Origin of the sequence: Leptolyngbya sp. FACHB-60 (assembly GCF_014695775.1) — a bacterium.
In the GTDB taxonomy this organism is placed as follows: Bacteria; Cyanobacteriota; Cyanobacteriia; order Phormidesmidales; family Phormidesmidaceae; genus Nodosilinea.
This window is the reverse complement of the sequence record NZ_JACJOX010000057.1, coordinates 99,968-116,878: the sequence shown is the minus strand read 5'-3', so window position 1 is coordinate 116,878 and position 16,911 is coordinate 99,968. Positions and strand designations below refer to the sequence as shown.

Genomic DNA, 16,911 nt, shown 5'->3' with positions numbered 1-16,911 from the left:
CTGGATTCGCTCCCATTGGTCATCGCGCAGGGCATAGCGTCGGCTTGTCATTCCGCTGAGTCTTGCTTTAAGGACTACCCTTCAACCCTAACCTAATTGATGACACGCCCTAGGGCTGGGAAAGTTTTTCTGAGGTCTATGGCGATGGGTGGGCCAAGGTGATCCGAGTAAAGCTAGAGATTCTGGTCGGCAGTGCCCACCCTACGTGCTGTCCTTCTCTAGGAATTGTGGCGCTTGGCCTACACTACAGGCTCATCCACCCGCCTACCCATCTACCCATCTACCTCTTCCCCTAAGGAATAATCAGCACCGGGCAGGGCGATAGATTAATTACCCGCGTGGTCACGCTTTCGTTTTGCACATCTTCGATCAGGCCTACACCGCGGCAGCCCATCACGATTAGGTCGGCGTTGAGCTCGTCAGCCACATCGCAGATAACAAAGGCCGGTTGACCTTCTCGCTCAAGCACTTCAGTGTCAATCGATTGGGCGGCAAACAGGGCTTTGGCCTGCCCTAACAACTTAGCCACCGCCTCGGGGGATGACTGGGCTGAAGGCTGGCTGGCCTCCTCCCTCGGCTCGACAACCGACAGCAAAACCAGCCGACTCTGGTGGGTTTTAACCAGTTCAGCCACTTTGGGAGCCGCCTGCTGCGCCTCAGAACTCATGTCGATGGGAAATAAAACCGTCTTGAACATGGCGTATCGAAGGGAACTCACACTCCGGTAAAATGAGGGCGGCAATAAGTAAATATTACGACAGACACAGCGGCTGGGCTGCACCGTTCCCTCAAATCTACCTTAGTCAAGGTTGGGGCCGCCGCCACCCGTGCGCTGCATAACGTAATAAATGCAGAGTCTTAAACCGTTTTAGGAGGTATATAGCGTGGTTAAAAAATCGGTGGCGAGCCTGACGGCAGCCGACCTTTCGGGTAAGCGGGTACTGGTGCGGGCCGATTTCAACGTGCCCCTCGATGACCAAGGTGCAATCACTGACGACACCCGCATTCGGGCTGCCCTGCCCACTATCCAAGACCTTACCGGCAAGGAGGCCAAGGTGATTCTCACCAGCCACTTTGGTCGCCCCAAGGCACAGGTGGTTGAGAGCATGCGCCTCACCCCTGTAGCTAAGCGCCTGAGCGAGCTGCTGGGTCAAGAGGTGATCAAGTGCGATGACTGCATCGGTGACGAGGTTGCCGCTGCCGTGGGCGGTATGTCCAACGGCCAGGTGGTGCTGCTCGAAAACGTGCGCTTCTACGCGGGCGAAGAGGCCAACGACCCTGAGTTTGCCAAGCAGCTCGCCGCCAATGCCGACCTCTATGTGAACGATGCCTTCGGCACCGCCCACCGGGCCCACGCTTCCACTGAGGGCGTGACCAAATACCTCAGCCCCTCCGTGGCGGGCTACCTAATTGAGAAAGAGCTTCAGTATCTGCAGGCGGCGATCGAAAACCCCCAGAAGCCTTTGGCGGCAATCATCGGCGGATCCAAGGTCTCCAGCAAAATCGGCGTGATTGAGACCCTGCTTGACAAGGTCGACAAACTGCTGATCGGCGGCGGCATGATCTTCACCTTTTACAAGGCTCGGGGCCTCAACGTGGGCAAATCTCTGGTGGAAGAAGACAAGCTGGAGCTGGCCAAAGCCCTCGAAGCCAAGGCTAAGGAAAAAGGCGTTGACCTGCTGCTGCCTACCGACGTGGTGCTGGCCGACAACTTTGCCCCCGACGCCAATGCCCAAACCGTCAGCGTTGACGCGATTCCTGACGGCTGGATGGGTCTCGACATTGGCCCTGACTCAATCAAGGTGTTCCAAGACGCGCTGAAGCAGTGCAAGTCGGTGATCTGGAACGGTCCCATGGGTGTGTTTGAGTTTGACAAGTTTGCGGCGGGTACCGAGGCGATCGCCCACACTCTAGCCGAACTCACGGGCCAAGGCGTCACCACCATCATTGGCGGCGGCGACTCGGTGGCGGCGGTTGAGAAGGTAGGTGTGGCCGAGAAAATGAGCCACATCTCCACCGGCGGCGGCGCTAGCCTAGAGCTGCTCGAAGGCAAAGAGCTGCCTGGCATCGCCGCGCTAGATGACGCCTGGTCGCTAGAGCGATAGCTATGGTCTAACCGAAAAGGGATTGGGATGTTGTCGCACCCCAATCCCTTTGTGTTGAAAACTATTCCTAACTCACCGACAGTTCTGGATCGGCCTTGCCGCCGTTCAGCCGAGCCACCACCGCCTCCTTCGCCATGTCGAGCCAGGCATGCCAGTAGCCTAAGGCCCAGCCCAGGTTAAGAAACCAAAGGAAAAGAGTGGGGCGATCGCGCACCCGCACCACAAACTTCACTGGCACCAGCGGCAGCGACAGAAAACACTTGAACAGCATCTTTTTAGGAAAGCCATGGGCCCAGTGCTTGCGGTATAGCCGGGCAGAATAGTAGCCAAACTTTTTCAGTCGCCGAAAGTTAGACCTGACATCGCCCCGGAAGCGAAAATTGACCACCGCATCTTTGACTTCGTGCAGCGTTACCCCCAGCGCCTGAATGCGCCAGCAGTAGTCAATGTCTTGCAGGGCCAAAAACTGCCCGTCAAACCCGCCCACCGCCTCGTGGTGCATCCGCTTAACCGCCAGGTTGCTGGCTGACCCAAAGGGCCGAAACGGGTGGTAGATCTTCCCGGTGCCCTCAATGCTGGTCAGCGCCGCTGAAAACTCGTTGCGATCGTTGAGCTGAGACATCTCTCGCCGACCGCAGACCAAATCGTAGTTCTCCAGGGCGGCGGCCATGGCTGCCAGCCAGCCGGGGGCGACCGCATCATCGGCATCACAGAACAGTAGCGCATCACCCTGGGCCTGAGCACAGGCCATGTTGCGGGCGTGGGCGGCCCCCCGGCGAGCCGAGGCATCCACTACCTTTAAGTGGGGCATCGTCTGCTGGTAGCGACGTACGACGTCTAGGGTGCCGTCAGTAGAGCCATTATCGCCAACCACAATCTCCCAAGGCCCAGCAAAGGTTTGTTGAGATAGGGCATCTAGCTGGTCTGCGATCGTGGTTGCAGCGTTGTAGGCCGGAAGAATAACGCTTAGCATAGGGCCATCAATATAAAAAGAGAGAAGGATATCGCTATAAAATTTGCCTTGCGACCTACGTGTGTCATCAACGAAAAGACGTAGGTTGCTACGTAGCAGCTCCTAGTCAGTCTATGGAGATCCCATTGGAATGGCAAGTCTCCAGCATTCTCGACAGCAGGCGATCGGTAAAGAATGTCTTAAATTATACTTTGCCTTACGACTGTGGCCTCCTTAACAGCCCTAAGAAGATTCGTCTAGAGTGACAGATCTGAAAACGCCAGTTCGCTCTGTGAAAGAGGCACAGCCCAATGGCCATGGTTTCAATGTAAGTGGTGTGAATATTCAAACCTGTCATCAGGCGAACGAGAATGGTTTATCAAGACGCCTGGCTGAACCCCAGCTCAACTTAAGCTGGGTTAGCTGGCCTATACATCCTCTGAAGTCAAAGCAGTCTCTCGCGGTTCCGCAGTTGGTTCTAGACCTTCAGGTGTCCCAGACAGAGGATCGATCGCATGGCTTCTGGGGCGATCAAGCACGTCGATAATCCAAGCTTCTTCAATCCAGGTTTTGCAGACCACCGCCAGGGGCAGGGCTAAAACCAGCCCCACGGGGCCAAGAAAGGTGGCAAAAAAGATTTGGGACACTAGAGTGGCGGCGGGCAGCAGCGACACCTGCTTCTGCATCACCATGGGCGAAAACCCGTAGCTCTCGACGTTTTGAATCAGCACGTAGAGCACAATCACCGCTAGAGCCTTGCCCGGCGACTGCAATAGCGCCACGAATACTGGAAACACCGCGCTTAGGGTCGGCCCCAAGTTGGGGACAAAGTTAAACAACCCGGCTAGCACGGCGTGGGCAAAGGCGTAGGGCACCCCTAGCAGCACCAGCCCGGTGAAGCTAATCGTGGCCACAAAGATTGAGCTCAGCGCCACACCACCTAGCCAGAACATCAGCGATCGCTCGCACTTAGTCAAAATTTCGTCGGCGCGGCGACGGTAGCTCGACGGAAATAGGCGCAGCAGCAGTCTGCGGTAGGCCTGGGGGTTAGCCAACATCATCAGCGTCAGCACTGCCAGCAGCAGCAACTGAAGCACAATTGCCACAGAGCTAGAGAAAAACGTTAGAAAGTTGCCAAACACCGTTGAGCCGATGGAAGCCACCTGACGCAGCAGGTCGGGTAGGGGCGGCAGCACCCGCAAATCTTGCTCAGGAAACCATTCGGGCGGGTTCTCTTGGAAGGCATCAAACCACCCCCCCAGTTGCTCAAACCCCTTAGGCGTCAGCAGTAGCAGTTCTTGAAACTGGTTGATAAACAGAGGCAGCACTAAACCCAAAAAAACCACGCCGCCCAACAGCACCAATGCCCCAGTGACCAGCACGGCGCGATCGCGCCGCCAGCCATACACCCGCGAGAAAAATCGCACCAGGCTATTGAGCGCAATGGTAATCACCACCGCCGCAAACATCAGTAAAACGATCTGGCGAAACTGCCAAATAATGACGAGGGCAATACCCAGAGCAATCAGGTTGATCCAGTCGATGAGCTTCACGGCAATGGCACCTTATGCAGTTAACGACGCCCGTGGCCAAATTGTAGCTGGCTATAGGAACAGAGAGCTCTAGTATCCTGACCCCGACTGGTATGCTGAATACTAATCGCAACCTATCGCTGTTTTTTCGGGTGTTATGGTAGCTCCAATCTCCCTGCGCGACCAGCAGCACCCGATGATTCGGGGCTTAGCCGATCGCATTGAAGCCACCTGGCGGCAGTATCTCGACCTATCGCCCTACAACCTGCCGGAGGATCTGGGCTACATTGAGGGCCGCCTGGAGGGCGAACGACTGACCATTGAAAACCAGTGCTATCAGACCCCCCAGTTTCGCAAGCTGCACCTGGAGCTGGCCCGTGTGGGCAACAATCTAGACATTTTGCACTGCGTAATGTTTCCCCGACCCGAGTACGCCCTGCCCATGTTTGGCTGTGACCTGGTGGGCGGGCGCGGGCAGATTAGCGCCGCCATTGTCGATCTGTCGCCCGTGGGCAATGTCCTACCGACGGGCTACTCTGCTGTTTTGGAGGCATTGCCGGCTCAAAGCTTTAGCGAGGAGCGCGACCTGCCAGGTTGGGGCACCATTTTTTCGCCCTACTGCCGATTTATTCGCCCGACCAGCCCCGCCGAAGAAACGGCTTTTATCGATCTGATTGCCACCTACCTAGCTCTGCACTGTCAGCAGGCGATCGCCACTCCAGCGACTCCGGCCCAGCTAGAGAGCATTGTGGCCGGTCAGCGCCACTACTGCGAGCAGCAGCAAAAGAACGACAAAACCCGGCGAGTACTCGAAAAAGCTTTTGGCGACGTCTGGGCCGAACGCTATATGACCACCGTGCTGTTTGATCTACCGACGGTATGAAGTCCATCTGAAATTTAGCCTTTCCTCAGGCTCTGGGTTGACTAGAATAAGAAATCTTAGCCATAAAACCGTCGCCATGACCGTCAGCACCCCAGCACCCTTAGAAACCCTCAGCCCAGAGGCCCTTAGCCTAACCACTGAGACCGAACTCGCCCCTCGCCGGGGTCGGCTGATCGTGTTCACTGGCCCCAGCGGGGTGGGCAAAGGCACGCTGCTGCGGGCGCTGCGCCACCGCTATCCGGCGCTCAAGCTGTCGGTATCGGCCACCACGCGATCGCCGCGCCCCGGTGAGGTCAACGGCCAAGACTACTACTTCGTCAGCCGCGACGAATTTCGCGCCATGGTTGAGCAAGGGGAACTGCTGGAGTGGGCCGAGTTTGCTGGCAACCTCTACGGCACCCCCAAGACTCCGGTGATCAAAGAGATTGAAGCTGGCCAGTGGGTGATTTTAGAAATTGAGTTAGAGGGTGCTCGCCAGGTGCGCAGAACGTTTCCCCATGCGCTACAGCTGTTTGTGCTGCCCCCCTCGTTAGAAGAGCTAGAAAGCCGCATTCGCCTGCGGGGGAAGGATGCCGATGATGCCATTCAGCGGCGGCTCCAGCGGGCACTGGTTGAGATTGATGCTGCCTCAGAGTTTGATGAGCAAATCGTCAATGACGATCTAGAAGTAGCCCTTCAGCAGCTTGAGAACGCGATCTTTAAGGACTAAATTCGGTCTTCCCTAGTTCTCCAGTCTGGAAGATATAGCTAAAAGATTCCCTTGGCCTTACCTAGGCCAGGGGAATCGCTTCTTTTGCAAGCGGTTAGAGCGGAGGTCTATTCAACGACCGACGCTGAGGCTAGGGCTTGGCGAATGGCTTCTATGCGCTTGCGATTCGTCCCTCCATCAGACTGGCCGAGGCGCGACGCCGATCGCACCTGAATGACGGGCGTAGATGGGTCGAGATAAAACTCCACATCGTCCACAAAGCCCATCAGCTTGCTAGTGAACTCGGCGTAGAGGTAGCGATCGGTTTTCTCAATAATTTCAGTACGAGACATAGCGTTGACCACGGCCTCTAGCAGAGCCATGGCCTGGGCAGGGTCGCCACTGTAAGCCAGGGGTGCGATCGCATGTTCTGGATTGGCATCGCTCTCGCTGATCACACAGTTGGGGGTGTCGGGGCAGGGGGACAACTTACCGTCTTTGACGCCCAGGTTCGTGGGGCGCTTACCTGCCAGACCGCCCATAAACGGTAGTACTCCCATCGGGCCATCATCCAAAGAAACAGCAGCGCTGGGGTACGCATTGCCCAGCAAAGTCATCATAACCAGAGCGACCCCAAAGACAAGGCGAAAAACTGATCTCAGCATGATGAAACGTTCAAATCCTTAGGTGGCTCTCTAGTAGGATAGAGCAGATGAGTTAGCTCCGAGACCAGCCCCCCTGCCAGAGGTTAACTATGACTACCGTTGCCGCTACCACTCCCGTCGCCGACCTGCTACAGCGCCAGCGGGCCTACTGGGCCACCGGGGCCACTCGCGGCCTCGACTTTCGTCTTGCCCAACTCAAAGCGCTTCGGGCGGCGATCGTTAAGTATCAGGCAGACATTATTGATGCGGTCAGGCAAGACCTAGGACGCCCTGAGTTTGAGGGCTACTTCGAGGTTGCCACCATCAGCGAGCTTGATCACGTGATTAAGCATCTGCCCCGCTGGGTCAAACCTCGCAAGGCCTCGCTGCCTCTGAGCCAGCTGCCCGGTTCGGCCTGGGTGCAGCCCGAACCTCTGGGGGTGGCGCTGATTATTGGCCCCTGGAACTACCCGTTTCAGCTGATTGTGTCGCCGCTGATGGGAGCGATCGCCGCCGGCAACTGCGCCATGCTCAAACCCTCGGAGCTGGCCCCGGCCACATCTAAGGTGCTGGCTCGGCTGATAGCAGACACCTTTGACCCAGCCTACGTAGCCCTGGTGGAAGGCGGCATCGACACCGCCCAAGAGCTGCTAGCCGAAAAATTTGACCACATCTTTTTTACCGGCGGCGAGCGAATCGGCAAGATCGTGATGCAGGCTGCGGCCCAGCATCTCACACCAGTCACCCTAGAGCTAGGCGGCAAAAGCCCCTGCATCGTCGATGTCGATGTCAACCTGGAGGTCGCGGCCCGGCGCATTGTTTGGGGCAAGTTTCTCAATGCGGGGCAAACCTGCGTGGCTCCCGACTATCTGCTGGTCGATGAGCGGGTTAAAGATGGTCTGGTGGCAGCGCTCCAGCAGCGTATTCAGGCCTGCTATGGGGATGACCCTGCCACCAGCCCTGACCTCTCGCGGGTGATTAACGATCGCCAATTCGACCGCCTGGTGGGCCTGCTAAGCCAGGGCAACATCCTGGCAGGGGGCCAGCATGACCGGGGCGCTCGCTACATTGCCCCTACCCTCATCGACGGCATCGGCCGGGATGCTTCACTCATGCAGGAAGAGATCTTTGGCCCCATTCTGCCAATTCTCACTTATAAGGATTTGGGGGATGCGATCGCCGCTGTCAACCAGCGATCCAAACCCCTGGCGCTGTACCTGTTTACGCGCGATCGCCAGGTGCAGGAACAGGTGCTCGATCGCACTACCGCTGGCTCGGTGTGCATCAACGACGTAATTTTGCAGATCGCTATTTGGGATTTACCCTTTGGCGGCGTCGGCAGCAGCGGCGTCGGCAGCTACCACGGCCAGCACAGTTTCAATACGTTCTCCCACCTCAAGAGCGTGCTCAAAAAGCCCTTCTGGATGGATATGGACTGGCGCTACCCCCCCTATGGCAACAAAGTAAAGCTATTTCAGAAATTTATCGGGCTGTCTTAGGCGGGGGCCGTCGATCCGGCTACAACAGTTCAAAATCTAATTTTGCATAAAGGAAAACATTAGCCTTAGCGAACGGTCTGGTACAGTTCGATGCCACAATGCGTTGCGAGGGTGCCCAGGGTGCCAACTCTTCTGGTCAAGAACGTTCACACCCTGGTCACTATGGATGACCAGCGGCAGGAGATTCGCTCAGGGGCGCTGTTCATTCGCGATCACGTGGTTGAGCAGGTGGGCACTACTGAAGAACTTCCCCAGACGGCAGATCGGGTGCTGGATTTGGGCGATCGCCACCTAGTGCTGCCCGGCTTGGTTAACACCCACCACCACTTTTTTCAGACCCTCACCCGAGTAGTGCCAGGTGCGCAAAACTCGTCACTATTTAACTGGCTCAGCGCCCTCTACCCGCTGTGGCAGCGGCTCACTCCTGAGGCGATCGCCCTCAGCGCCCAGGTGGCCGCCGCCGAGCTGATCTACTCGGGCTGCACCACCGCCAGCGATCACCTCTACCTCTTCCCCAATGACTGCACCTTGGATGACGAAATCGAAGCGGTGCGCCAAACCGGCCTGCGGTTCCATGCCAGCCGAGGCAGCATGAGCGTGGGCGAAAGCAAGGGCGGCCTGCCCCCCGACTCGATCGTGGAAGCCGAAGCCGACATTCTCAAAGACTCCCAGCGGCTGATTGAGCAGTACCACGACAACGACCCCTACGCTTTGATACGCATCACCCTGGCCCCTTGCTCACCCTTTAGCGTCTCGACGGACCTGATGCGCGAATCCGCTGCCCTGGCCCGCAGTTACCCCGGCGTGCGGCTGCACACTCACCTGGCCGAAAACAACTCTGATGTCACCTACAGCCTCGACACCTTTGGCCTCACCCCCGACGACTATGCCGCCGCCGTGGGCTGGCTGGGGGAAGATGTCTGGCACGCCCACTGCGTCAAGCTCGACGACAAAGCTATCCACAGCTTTGGCCAGACGGGTACTGGGGTGGCCCACTGCCCCTGTAGCAACATGCGCCTAGCCAGCGGCATGGCCCCCCTTCGTCAGCTGCTCGACCACAATGTGCCCGTGGGCCTGGGGGTTGACGGGTCAGCCTCTAACGACGGCAGCCACCTGCTAGCTGAAGCCCGCCAAGCCTTTCTCATGGCCCGCGTGCGCGAAGAAGATGCCGGGGCGCTGACCGCCCGGGAAGCGTTAGAACTCGCTACTCGCGGCGGCGCTAAAGTGCTGGGTCGCACCGACATTGGGTATTTGGCCCCCGGCATGGCGGCAGATTTCATCACTGTGAATCTCGATCGCCTGGGGCTATCGGGCACCGCCTATGACCCGGTCGCCGCCCTAATTTTCTGCATCATCGATCGCGTCGACTACAGCTTCATCCACGGCAGAGAGGTGCTGAACCCCGAGGGATTACTAACGCTGGATCTGCCAGTGGTGCTGGAGAAGCATGGGGCGGTGGCGCGATCGCTCGCCGCCTAGCGCGCCCCAATCAACAAAAATCCCCGTGTCTTGCCCGACACCGAATCTACTGTGTTGGTAGACTCCCACAGAGTTTCAGCCTGCACCCATACGGGAGGATATTTGTAGCGCGACACATCCAAAATCAAGAATTGGTCGGTATCGGCATCGTAGGCGGCAACGGGCGAAATATGGCCACCGCTTTCTTGGCCGATCGCCCGGCGTAAGTAGTTGATCAGCACGTAGCTGTCAGGGGTTTCCAGATTGGCGCGAATTAGCTGGCGAAACTCATCCAAACTCACATCGCTGCCGTGGTGAATTTCGGCCTGCACTGGATAGGTTTCGAGAATCCCTGCAAGCTCTGCCAAAGTGAGGCCTTGACGGGCGATCGCATCCCTAGCAATAATCGCCTCGGTCTGCTCGTTAAACACATTCTCCTGAGTGAAGTAATTCCGCTCCCACTCCGGGGCTAGCGGGACCGGAACCCCCAGCGCATTGAGCACCATCACCGTGCTCGCCACCCCGCAAAAGGCCTAGTTAACTTGAGTCACAAACTGACTCGTCAGCGGCACATAATCCGCCAAAGCCTCACTGTCTCGCAACAGCCTCTGCCCCTCTGCCGAGATCAACGGAACTAGGTGCTCGGGCAGGGGCAACGTTTGAGAAGCCAACGGCTTGGCGATGAGAGTTAACCCCAGCGCCGTCAGCAAAACAATGATTTTGGATTGGCGGCGAGCGATCGTCAGCATTGGTAATAGCGAGTTTTGCAAGAGACATTGCTGTCATGGGTTTAGCCCATGATTAAAACCAATGTAAATCATGGACAGATAGTTTTATCTCAACGCTAAAGATCCCATGGGGATAGTAACCAGCCCACAGGTTCCAGAAGCTGGTCAAAAATATAGAATACAGAACGTCGCTATCATCAATACAAAAGAGTTGTCATAGAACGCCTGCCGCTAGTGATATAAGCCTCAACTATGACCGTTAGCAAAAGCCACGCCTACTTTACCGCTGAAGAATACCTTCAGCTTGAGCACATCAGCCCTATCAAACACGAATACCTTCAGGGCCAGATGGTGGCAATGGCTGGCGCTAGCAAAGCGCATGTCATCATTACGGGCAATGTCTCGGCACTACTGGTCAATCACCTGCGCGGCACCGCTTGCATTGCCTATGCCACAGCTATGAAGGTGAGGCTGCCCGCTCTAAGTGTGTTCTACTATCCTGACTTAGCGGTTACCTGCGATGATCGCGACCTCCGCTCCAATGAAGACTTCGTTGTGCATCCCAAGCTCATTATCGAAGTTTTGTCAGATTCAACGGAGGCCTTTGATCGGGGAGATAAATTTGCTGACTACAAATCAAATCTCACCTTTGAAGAGTACGTTCTCATTCGCCAAAAGCAGGTGTTGGTCGAGCGATTTCAGCGTAAGTCAGACAACCTGTGGAGTCCCTACAATTATCAAATAGGAAGCATTGTTGAATTTTCCAGCATTGAATTTACCTGTGAGATCGCAACCCTCTACGAAAATCTCAGCCAGCTCCTGTGATTGTTAACCAACCAGCTAGGCCACCACTATGCCGACCCTCAACCAGCCCAGCACCGCCAAAACCCTGCACAGCATTCAGCGCACCCAAAGTCGCCATTGGGTAGGCGATGGCTTTCCAGTACGCACGCTGATGGCCTATAACGGGCTGGGACAAACCATCAGCCCCTTCTTGCTGCTTGACTATGCCGGGCCAGCAAATTTTTCGCCGACCACTGCGCGGCGCGGCGTGGGCGAACACCCCCACCGGGGTTTTGAGACCGTCACCATTGTCTACGACGGCGAAGTCGAGCATCGCGACTCGGCTGGCGGCGGCGGCATCATTGGCCCTGGGGATGTGCAGTGGATGACGGCAGCGGCGGGTCTGGTCCACGAAGAATTCCACGGACCGAACTTCGCTAAGCATGGCGGCCCCTTTGAGATGGTGCAGCTGTGGGTGAATCTACCCGCTAAAGACAAAATGTCTACGCCCCGTTACCAGGGCATTACTGCCGATCGCATCCCCACCGTAGAGTTGCCCGATGGTCGGGGTAGCCTACGGGTAATCGCCGGAGAGTTTCAGGGAGCTAAAGGGCCAGCCCAAACCTTCACCCCCATCCATCTTTGGGATCTACGGCTGGCTGAGGGCAAGCAGATCAGTCTGGACTTGCCTGAGGGCTACACCACGATTCTGGTTGTGTTGAAGGGAGCTATAGGCATCGGTGGATCAGAGCCGATCGCAGAAGCAGAGATTGGCATCTGCAACCCTGCTGGCACCACCCTCACCCTCGACAGCCAGCAAGACACCACCGCCCTGCTACTCTGCGGCCAGCCCATCGACGAGCCCATTGTTGGCCACGGCCCCTTTGTGATGAACACTTCTGCGGAAATCTACCAGGCCGTAACCGACTACCAGAGCGGCAAAATGGGAGCTCTGACGCCCCAGTAACCCGGCACGACAGGTTTAAGTTTTGTAAGATCCCCAAAGCACCCTTCGCGCAGCGGGAGACTTTGCACCGGCATGGAACGATTTAACCTGAAAGGGTTCAGACGGTTTTGGGCGATCGCCAAGTCCTACTGGTTTGGCGACGAAAAGTGGAAAGCCGGGGGCCTGCTGCTGCTGATTGCGGTGTTTCTGCTGGGTTATACCGGCCTCAGCGTGGTGCTCAACAACAAGCGCGGTGTGCTGATCTCGGCGCTGTCAGCCAAAGACGAAGCCCGCTTTTGGGAGACAGTGCTGGTGTTTGTTGGCGTGCTGATAGCCTACGCGCCGCTGATGGCCGGCTACGACTACCTGCAAAAGCGCCTGGGGTTAGAGTGGCGGCGCTGGCTAACCGGGCGGTTTGTGGCTGACTACTTTGGCGATCGCGCCTTCTACGACATTCAGCAGTTCCACCCCGACATCGATAACCCCGACCAGCGCATTGCCGAGGATGTGAGGAACTTCACCCAGCAGTCTCTGGCGCTGCTGTTAGTCGTCGTTAGCTCTGTCTTGCAGGTAATCGCCTTTAGCGGCGTGCTGTGGGGCATTTCCAAAAACCTGGTGGGGTTTCTGGTGCTCTACGCCCTGCTGGGCACCCTGGTAACGGTGGTGATCTTTGGCCAGCCCCTCGTGCGGCTTAACTTTGAGCAGCTCAAACGGGAGGCCAACTTTCGCTTTAGCCTGGTGCGGATTCGTGAAAATGCCGAGGCGATCGCCTTTTACCGAGGCGAAGCCCAAGAGGCCAGCCAGGTGAATAACCGCTTTATGGCCGCCTTCGACAATTTCAAAAAGCTGATTGTCTGGGAACTCAACCTCAACGCCCTGACTAACGCCTACGAGTTCATTCCCTTTGTGCTGCCGGCGATCGTGGTGGCCCCGGCGGTGTTTTCCGGCGATCTTGAAGTAGGCAAGGTCTCCGAAGCCCAGGGAGCTTTCGTGCGGGTGTTCTTTTCCCTCAACGTCGTGGTGGCCCGGTTCTCAGAACTGACCTCCTTTGGGGCGGGCATCGACCGTCTCTACAGCTTTGCCGAAGCCCTCAACCATTTAGAACCTGAGGCCGCAGCGGTGGAAGACTCCTCAGCAACCGTAGACCATCCCACGGCGGAAGTCTCTCCCGACTCCTCAGACCATACCACGATCGCCATTGAAACCTCCGCTTCCCTGGCGCTGAAGCAGTTCACTCTGCAAACCCCCAACTACCAGCGCACTTTGGTCGAAAATCTCTCTATAGATATCCCCGACAAAACCGGGCTGCTGATTGTGGGGCCGAGCGGCTGCGGCAAGAGTTCGTTGTTACGGGCGATCGCAGGCTTGTGGCATTCCGGTAGCGGCACCATTTACCGCCCCGAGCTAGACAACATTCTCTTTTTGCCCCAAAAGCCCTACATGATTCTCGGCACCCTGCGAGAGCAGCTGCTCTACCCCAACACCAGCCAAGCGGTTGGCGATGCCGACCTTCAAACTGCCCTAGAGAAGGTCAATTTGGCGAATTTAGCCGAGCGCTTTGGCGGCTTTGATGCTGTAGAAGAATGGGGTGATGTGCTCTCCCTAGGCGAACAGCAGCGGCTCACCTTTGCCCGAATTTTGGTCAGCCAGCCCGAATTTGCCATTCTCGACGAGGCCACCAGTGCCCTCGATCTGGCCAACGAGGCTAAGCTTTATGACCACCTGCATCACACTGGCACCACTTTCGTCAGCGTGGGCCACCGCGAATCGTTAGTCGACTATCACCAAACCACCCTAGCGTTGGCAGAAGACCACACCTGGGTCATCAAACCCTCAAGCTTGGCCACGGCAGATTTATAACGTTGCATGACATTGTCGTCAGAAACCGCCATTTAGTTGCGATAGCTACCGTGGGGTCTCAATTTACTGTCTAACCTATGCAAAGTGCATTTCTAGGCCCCGCTAAGGCCTGCCTTCACGCTAGAACGTACAAGTTCTCAAGTTTTCACAATCTACAAGATGCTTTCGCAGCTTGCTTCTGTGGGTATATGACAACCAACGGAAGTCAATCTAGCGTTAATTGCAGGCAGATCCGTGTCAGGGTAGCTAAGATGGATAGATTGCTTAACCAGAAAGTAAGCATCATATTTAGTATCTTAAGAATTAATTAATTTTTGGGCTACAATTTCTATGGGTAACGAGGAGTGTCGTTATGTTTGTCAGACTAGCCGAGCAGCACCGTCAATTTGTTAGAGACCTGGTTATGAACCTGCAAGCACTGGCCACCGTGCTTGAGGAAATGGGCTATTTAGCCTCCTGCTACACCTGTGGCGGCCAAATGAACAGTGCTTCCTTTATGGTAAGCCTGGGCGATGACCACCTGATTCGCTTCTTGGTGTCCGACTATGGCATCACCTGGACCGAAATGCGCGATGACCGCGAGCTGATGAAGCTGGAAGGGGCTGAGGCCATTCACCAACTGCAAGAGTTGGCCAATCTGGTCAAGTTCCGCATTCAGCCTGTCGGTGCTAAGAAAGTGGTTCCTAGCAAGGTTTAGCACCCCTCAGTCGTGCCGAGCCTTTTGTGAAAGCTATATTTCTCCCCTTTAGGGGACTAGCACCGCTGTAAGCACGGTGTTTTTTAGTATTTAAGCCGAGCTACAGCCCTAGTAACTCCTGAAAGGCGTTGCTAGCTTTGCTGTAGGAACATTCCGGAGCAAGGACTTTTCTTTGGGAGACGCTGCCTGCAAAGCCCCGCTTTACAGGCGCATCGAAGCCTGCGCCCAGAGAAACTACCACCTAGCCCCCCATCTGTAACTTAAAGGGTGCTGCCAAAACAGCGTGGACGACTGGGATAAAGTCAACATTCTCAGGCGGGCACCACCGTGCGCTCTAGCCCCGCTAAGCCAAACGCGTTGTGCACAGCCCGCAGGGCCGTAACGCCCTCATCTTCAGCCACTACGCAGCTAATTTTGATTTCTGAGGTGGCAATCATTTGCAGGTTAATGCCCTGCTCTGAGAGCGCTTTAAACATGCGCGCGGCCACGCCGGGGGCATAGATCATGCCAGTGCCGACGACGCTCACCTTGGCGATCGCCTCATCCACCGCTACATCCCCTAGGCCCAGCTCGGTAGTAGCCGACTCCACCACCGCCTTAGCGGTCTGGGCATCACCCTGGGCCACAGTGAAGGCAATGTCGCGGGTGGCCTGGCCATGCACTAGACGGCAGCGCTGCGACTGAATGATCATGTCTACGCTGACCCCGTGGGTGGCCAGCAGCTGAAAGATGTGGGCCGCCATACCGGGGCGATCGGGCACATGGCGAATGGCTACCCGAGCTTGCTTGGTGTCTAGGGCCGCGCCGCGCACCACTGGGGCTTCGGCGGCCGTGGGCGATGCACCCTGGGGCATGGGGGATGAGGTGACCTCAAAGGCACCGCAGAGGATCTCGATGGCGCGATCGCAGTCTTCCACGTCAATGGTGCAGCTAACCTTTACCTCTGACGTCGAAATTAGCTGAATGTTGATGCCCGCCGCTGCTAGGGAGGAAAACATCTTAGCGGCCACCCCAGGACGACCAATCATGCCCGCCCCGGCGATGCTGATTTTGGCCATGCGCTGGTCAATCATCACCTCCGCCTGGGTGGTGTCGGTGGGGTTGCTGCGCAACGCTGGGGCAATGGCCTCGGCGGTGGCCGAGGCCCGGTTGAGATTTGCCCTGACCATGGTGAAAGCAATGTCGTTAGTGTTGCCCTCATGGATGGACTGAATGATCAAATCGACATTCAGCGCCTGGGTGGCTAGTTCGCCAAACAGGCGGGCGGCAATGCCGGGGCGATCGGGAATCCGCAGCAGCGCCACCTTGGCCTGGTCGGTGTCAAACTCCACAGCATCCACCGGCTGGGCCAGCTCTAGCCCCTCTAGGGGGCGAGGTTGTGGCCGAGGAGAAACTACGCGGGTGCCTGGCTCATCGGTCCAGCTCGATCGCACTACCAGGGTGACACCGTAGTTGCGGGCGATCTCCACCGCTCGGGGGTGCAGCACCTTAGCCCCCAGACTGGCCAGCTCCAGCATTTCGTCGCTGGTGATCTCATCCATCAGCTGGGCCTCGGGCACTAGGCGCGGGTCGGTGGTGAGAATGCCCGGCACATCGGTATAGATTTCGCACTTTTCGGCCCCCAGGGCCGCCGCCAGGGCCACCGCCGAAGTGTCAGACCCACCCCGCCCCAGGGTGGTGATCTCTAGATCTGAGGTTTGGCTAATGCCCTGAAAGCCTGCGACTACAATCACCTTGCCTTCGTCAATGTGGCGCTTGAGGCGATCGGTTTTAATTTTTAGAATGCGGGCGCGGGTGTGCTCGGCCTCGGTGACAATGCCCACCTGGGCTCCCGTGAGGGAAATGGCGTCTTGCTCCAGGGCGTGCAGGGCCATGGTCAGCAAAGCAATCGTCACCTGCTCGCCAGTGGAGAGCAGCATATCCATCTCGCGGCGGCTGGGCTGATCGGTAATATCGTTGGCGAGCTTTACCAGGCCGTCGGTGGTTTTGCCCATGGCCGACACCACCACTACTACCGAATGCCCAGCCTCTACGGTGGCTTTAACTCGCTGGGCCACTGCCTGAATGCGCTCCACGGTGCCCACGGAGGTGCCACCATATTTCTGTACGATCAGCGTCATAGCCGTATTTCTTGTC

Annotated in this window: 16 protein-coding genes; 9 read left to right on the top strand and 7 right to left on the bottom strand. The window is 57.0% G+C overall.

All coding sequences use genetic code 11. From position 1 onward, the window contains the following. Positions 1-292 precede the first annotated feature (292 nt). The gene (locus H6F57_RS21310) at positions 293-697 is read right to left on the bottom strand and encodes a universal stress protein (RefSeq protein ID WP_190628382.1); all 405 of its coding nucleotides are present in this window, start codon (positions 695-697) and stop codon (positions 293-295) included. A gap of 187 nt (positions 698-884) precedes the next feature. On the opposite strand from H6F57_RS21310, the gene H6F57_RS21305 reads away from it, so the two are divergent. Further along, on the top strand, positions 885-2,105 hold the full coding sequence (locus H6F57_RS21305) for a phosphoglycerate kinase (protein ID WP_190628360.1): 1,221 nt from the start codon (positions 885-887) through the stop codon (positions 2,103-2,105). Between the two features lie 67 nt (positions 2,106-2,172). On the opposite strand, the gene H6F57_RS21300 is transcribed toward H6F57_RS21305, so the two are convergent. Together H6F57_RS21300 and H6F57_RS21295 are read right to left on the bottom strand one after the other, a co-directional pair. Beyond that, positions 2,173-3,078: a glycosyltransferase gene (locus H6F57_RS21300; protein WP_190628358.1), complete on the bottom strand. Its 906-nt coding sequence runs from the start codon at positions 3,076-3,078 to the stop codon at positions 2,173-2,175. 407 nt (positions 3,079-3,485) lie between these two features. After that, positions 3,486-4,610: an AI-2E family transporter gene (locus H6F57_RS21295; protein WP_190628356.1), complete on the bottom strand. Its 1,125-nt coding sequence runs from the start codon at positions 4,608-4,610 to the stop codon at positions 3,486-3,488. 136 nt (positions 4,611-4,746) lie between these two features. Between H6F57_RS21295 and H6F57_RS21290 the strand changes: the two genes are divergently transcribed. Both H6F57_RS21290 and gmk read left to right on the top strand, forming a co-directional pair. Then, a complete protein-coding gene (locus H6F57_RS21290; protein WP_190628354.1) occupies positions 4,747-5,472 on the top strand; it encodes a phycocyanobilin:ferredoxin oxidoreductase in 726 nt (241 codons plus the stop codon). Positions 5,473-5,548: 76 nt separating this feature from the next. Then, a complete protein-coding gene (gmk, locus tag H6F57_RS21285) occupies positions 5,549-6,181 on the top strand; it encodes a guanylate kinase (RefSeq protein ID WP_190628352.1) in 633 nt (210 codons plus the stop codon). 107 nt (positions 6,182-6,288) lie between these two features. Here gmk and H6F57_RS21280 read toward each other — a convergent pair whose 3' ends face one another. Next, positions 6,289-6,825 (bottom strand): DUF1499 domain-containing protein, encoded by a 537-nt coding sequence (locus tag H6F57_RS21280; RefSeq protein ID WP_190628350.1) that lies wholly within the window; start codon positions 6,823-6,825, stop codon positions 6,289-6,291. Between the two features lie 89 nt (positions 6,826-6,914). On the opposite strand from H6F57_RS21280, the gene H6F57_RS21275 reads away from it, so the two are divergent. Together H6F57_RS21275 and H6F57_RS21270 are read left to right on the top strand one after the other, a co-directional pair. Then, entirely contained in the window at positions 6,915-8,303 is a 1,389-nt protein-coding gene (locus tag H6F57_RS21275; protein ID WP_190628348.1) for an aldehyde dehydrogenase, read from the top strand. Between the two features lie 120 nt (positions 8,304-8,423). Further along, a complete protein-coding gene (locus H6F57_RS21270) occupies positions 8,424-9,782 on the top strand; it encodes an 8-oxoguanine deaminase (protein ID WP_190628346.1) in 1,359 nt (452 codons plus the stop codon). Here the strand turns inward: H6F57_RS21270 and H6F57_RS21265 are convergent. Both H6F57_RS21265 and H6F57_RS28435 read right to left on the bottom strand, forming a co-directional pair. Further along, entirely contained in the window at positions 9,779-10,282 is a 504-nt protein-coding gene (locus tag H6F57_RS21265; protein WP_347279980.1) for a phytochelatin synthase family protein, read from the bottom strand. The two genes, H6F57_RS21270 and H6F57_RS21265, sit on opposite strands and share 4 nt — an antisense overlap. A 12-nt stretch (positions 10,283-10,294) precedes the next feature. Next, entirely contained in the window at positions 10,295-10,510 is a 216-nt protein-coding gene (locus tag H6F57_RS28435) for a phytochelatin synthase family protein (RefSeq protein ID WP_347279979.1), read from the bottom strand. 231 nt (positions 10,511-10,741) lie between these two features. On the opposite strand from H6F57_RS28435, the gene H6F57_RS21260 reads away from it, so the two are divergent. From H6F57_RS21260 to H6F57_RS21245, 4 genes are all read left to right on the top strand, one after another. Then, complete coding sequence (locus H6F57_RS21260; protein ID WP_190628344.1) at positions 10,742-11,314, top strand: Uma2 family endonuclease; 573 nt, start codon at positions 10,742-10,744, stop codon at positions 11,312-11,314. Positions 11,315-11,342: 28 nt separating this feature from the next. Continuing rightward, entirely contained in the window at positions 11,343-12,239 is an 897-nt protein-coding gene (locus H6F57_RS21255; protein ID WP_190628342.1) for a pirin family protein, read from the top strand. A gap of 72 nt (positions 12,240-12,311) precedes the next feature. Beyond that, positions 12,312-14,078, top strand: a complete 1,767-nt coding sequence (locus H6F57_RS21250) for an ABC transporter ATP-binding protein/permease (RefSeq protein WP_190628341.1) — start codon at positions 12,312-12,314, stop codon at positions 14,076-14,078. 352 nt (positions 14,079-14,430) lie between these two features. Beyond that, complete coding sequence (locus tag H6F57_RS21245; RefSeq protein ID WP_190628339.1) at positions 14,431-14,775, top strand: DUF1815 family protein; 345 nt, start codon at positions 14,431-14,433, stop codon at positions 14,773-14,775. 311 nt (positions 14,776-15,086) lie between these two features. On the opposite strand, the gene H6F57_RS21240 is transcribed toward H6F57_RS21245, so the two are convergent. After that, the gene (locus H6F57_RS21240; protein ID WP_190628337.1) at positions 15,087-16,895 is read right to left on the bottom strand and encodes an aspartate kinase; all 1,809 of its coding nucleotides are present in this window, start codon (positions 16,893-16,895) and stop codon (positions 15,087-15,089) included. Positions 16,896-16,911: the final 16 nt, after the last annotated feature.

What these genes read in the sequence shown, in the direction of transcription:
- H6F57_RS21310 (WP_190628382.1), bottom strand. Translation starts at nt 697, where the DNA reads ATGTTCAAGACGGTTTTATTTCCCATCGACATGAGTTCTGAGGCGCAG.
- H6F57_RS21300 (WP_190628358.1), bottom strand. Translation starts at nt 3,078, where the DNA reads ATGCTAAGCGTTATTCTTCCGGCCTACAACGCTGCAACCACGATCGCA.
- H6F57_RS21290 (WP_190628354.1), top strand. Translation starts at nt 4,747, where the DNA reads ATGGTAGCTCCAATCTCCCTGCGCGACCAGCAGCACCCGATGATTCGG.
- gmk (WP_190628352.1), top strand. Translation starts at nt 5,549, where the DNA reads ATGACCGTCAGCACCCCAGCACCCTTAGAAACCCTCAGCCCAGAGGCC.
- H6F57_RS21280 (WP_190628350.1), bottom strand. Translation starts at nt 6,825, where the DNA reads ATGCTGAGATCAGTTTTTCGCCTTGTCTTTGGGGTCGCTCTGGTTATG.
- H6F57_RS21275 (WP_190628348.1), top strand. Translation starts at nt 6,915, where the DNA reads ATGACTACCGTTGCCGCTACCACTCCCGTCGCCGACCTGCTACAGCGC.
- H6F57_RS28435 (WP_347279979.1), bottom strand. Translation starts at nt 10,510, where the DNA reads ATGCTGACGATCGCTCGCCGCCAATCCAAAATCATTGTTTTGCTGACG.
- H6F57_RS21260 (WP_190628344.1), top strand. Translation starts at nt 10,742, where the DNA reads ATGACCGTTAGCAAAAGCCACGCCTACTTTACCGCTGAAGAATACCTT.
- H6F57_RS21255 (WP_190628342.1), top strand. Translation starts at nt 11,343, where the DNA reads ATGCCGACCCTCAACCAGCCCAGCACCGCCAAAACCCTGCACAGCATT.
- H6F57_RS21250 (WP_190628341.1), top strand. Translation starts at nt 12,312, where the DNA reads ATGGAACGATTTAACCTGAAAGGGTTCAGACGGTTTTGGGCGATCGCC.
- H6F57_RS21245 (WP_190628339.1), top strand. Translation starts at nt 14,431, where the DNA reads ATGTTTGTCAGACTAGCCGAGCAGCACCGTCAATTTGTTAGAGACCTG.
- H6F57_RS21240 (WP_190628337.1), bottom strand. Translation starts at nt 16,895, where the DNA reads ATGACGCTGATCGTACAGAAATATGGTGGCACCTCCGTGGGCACCGTG.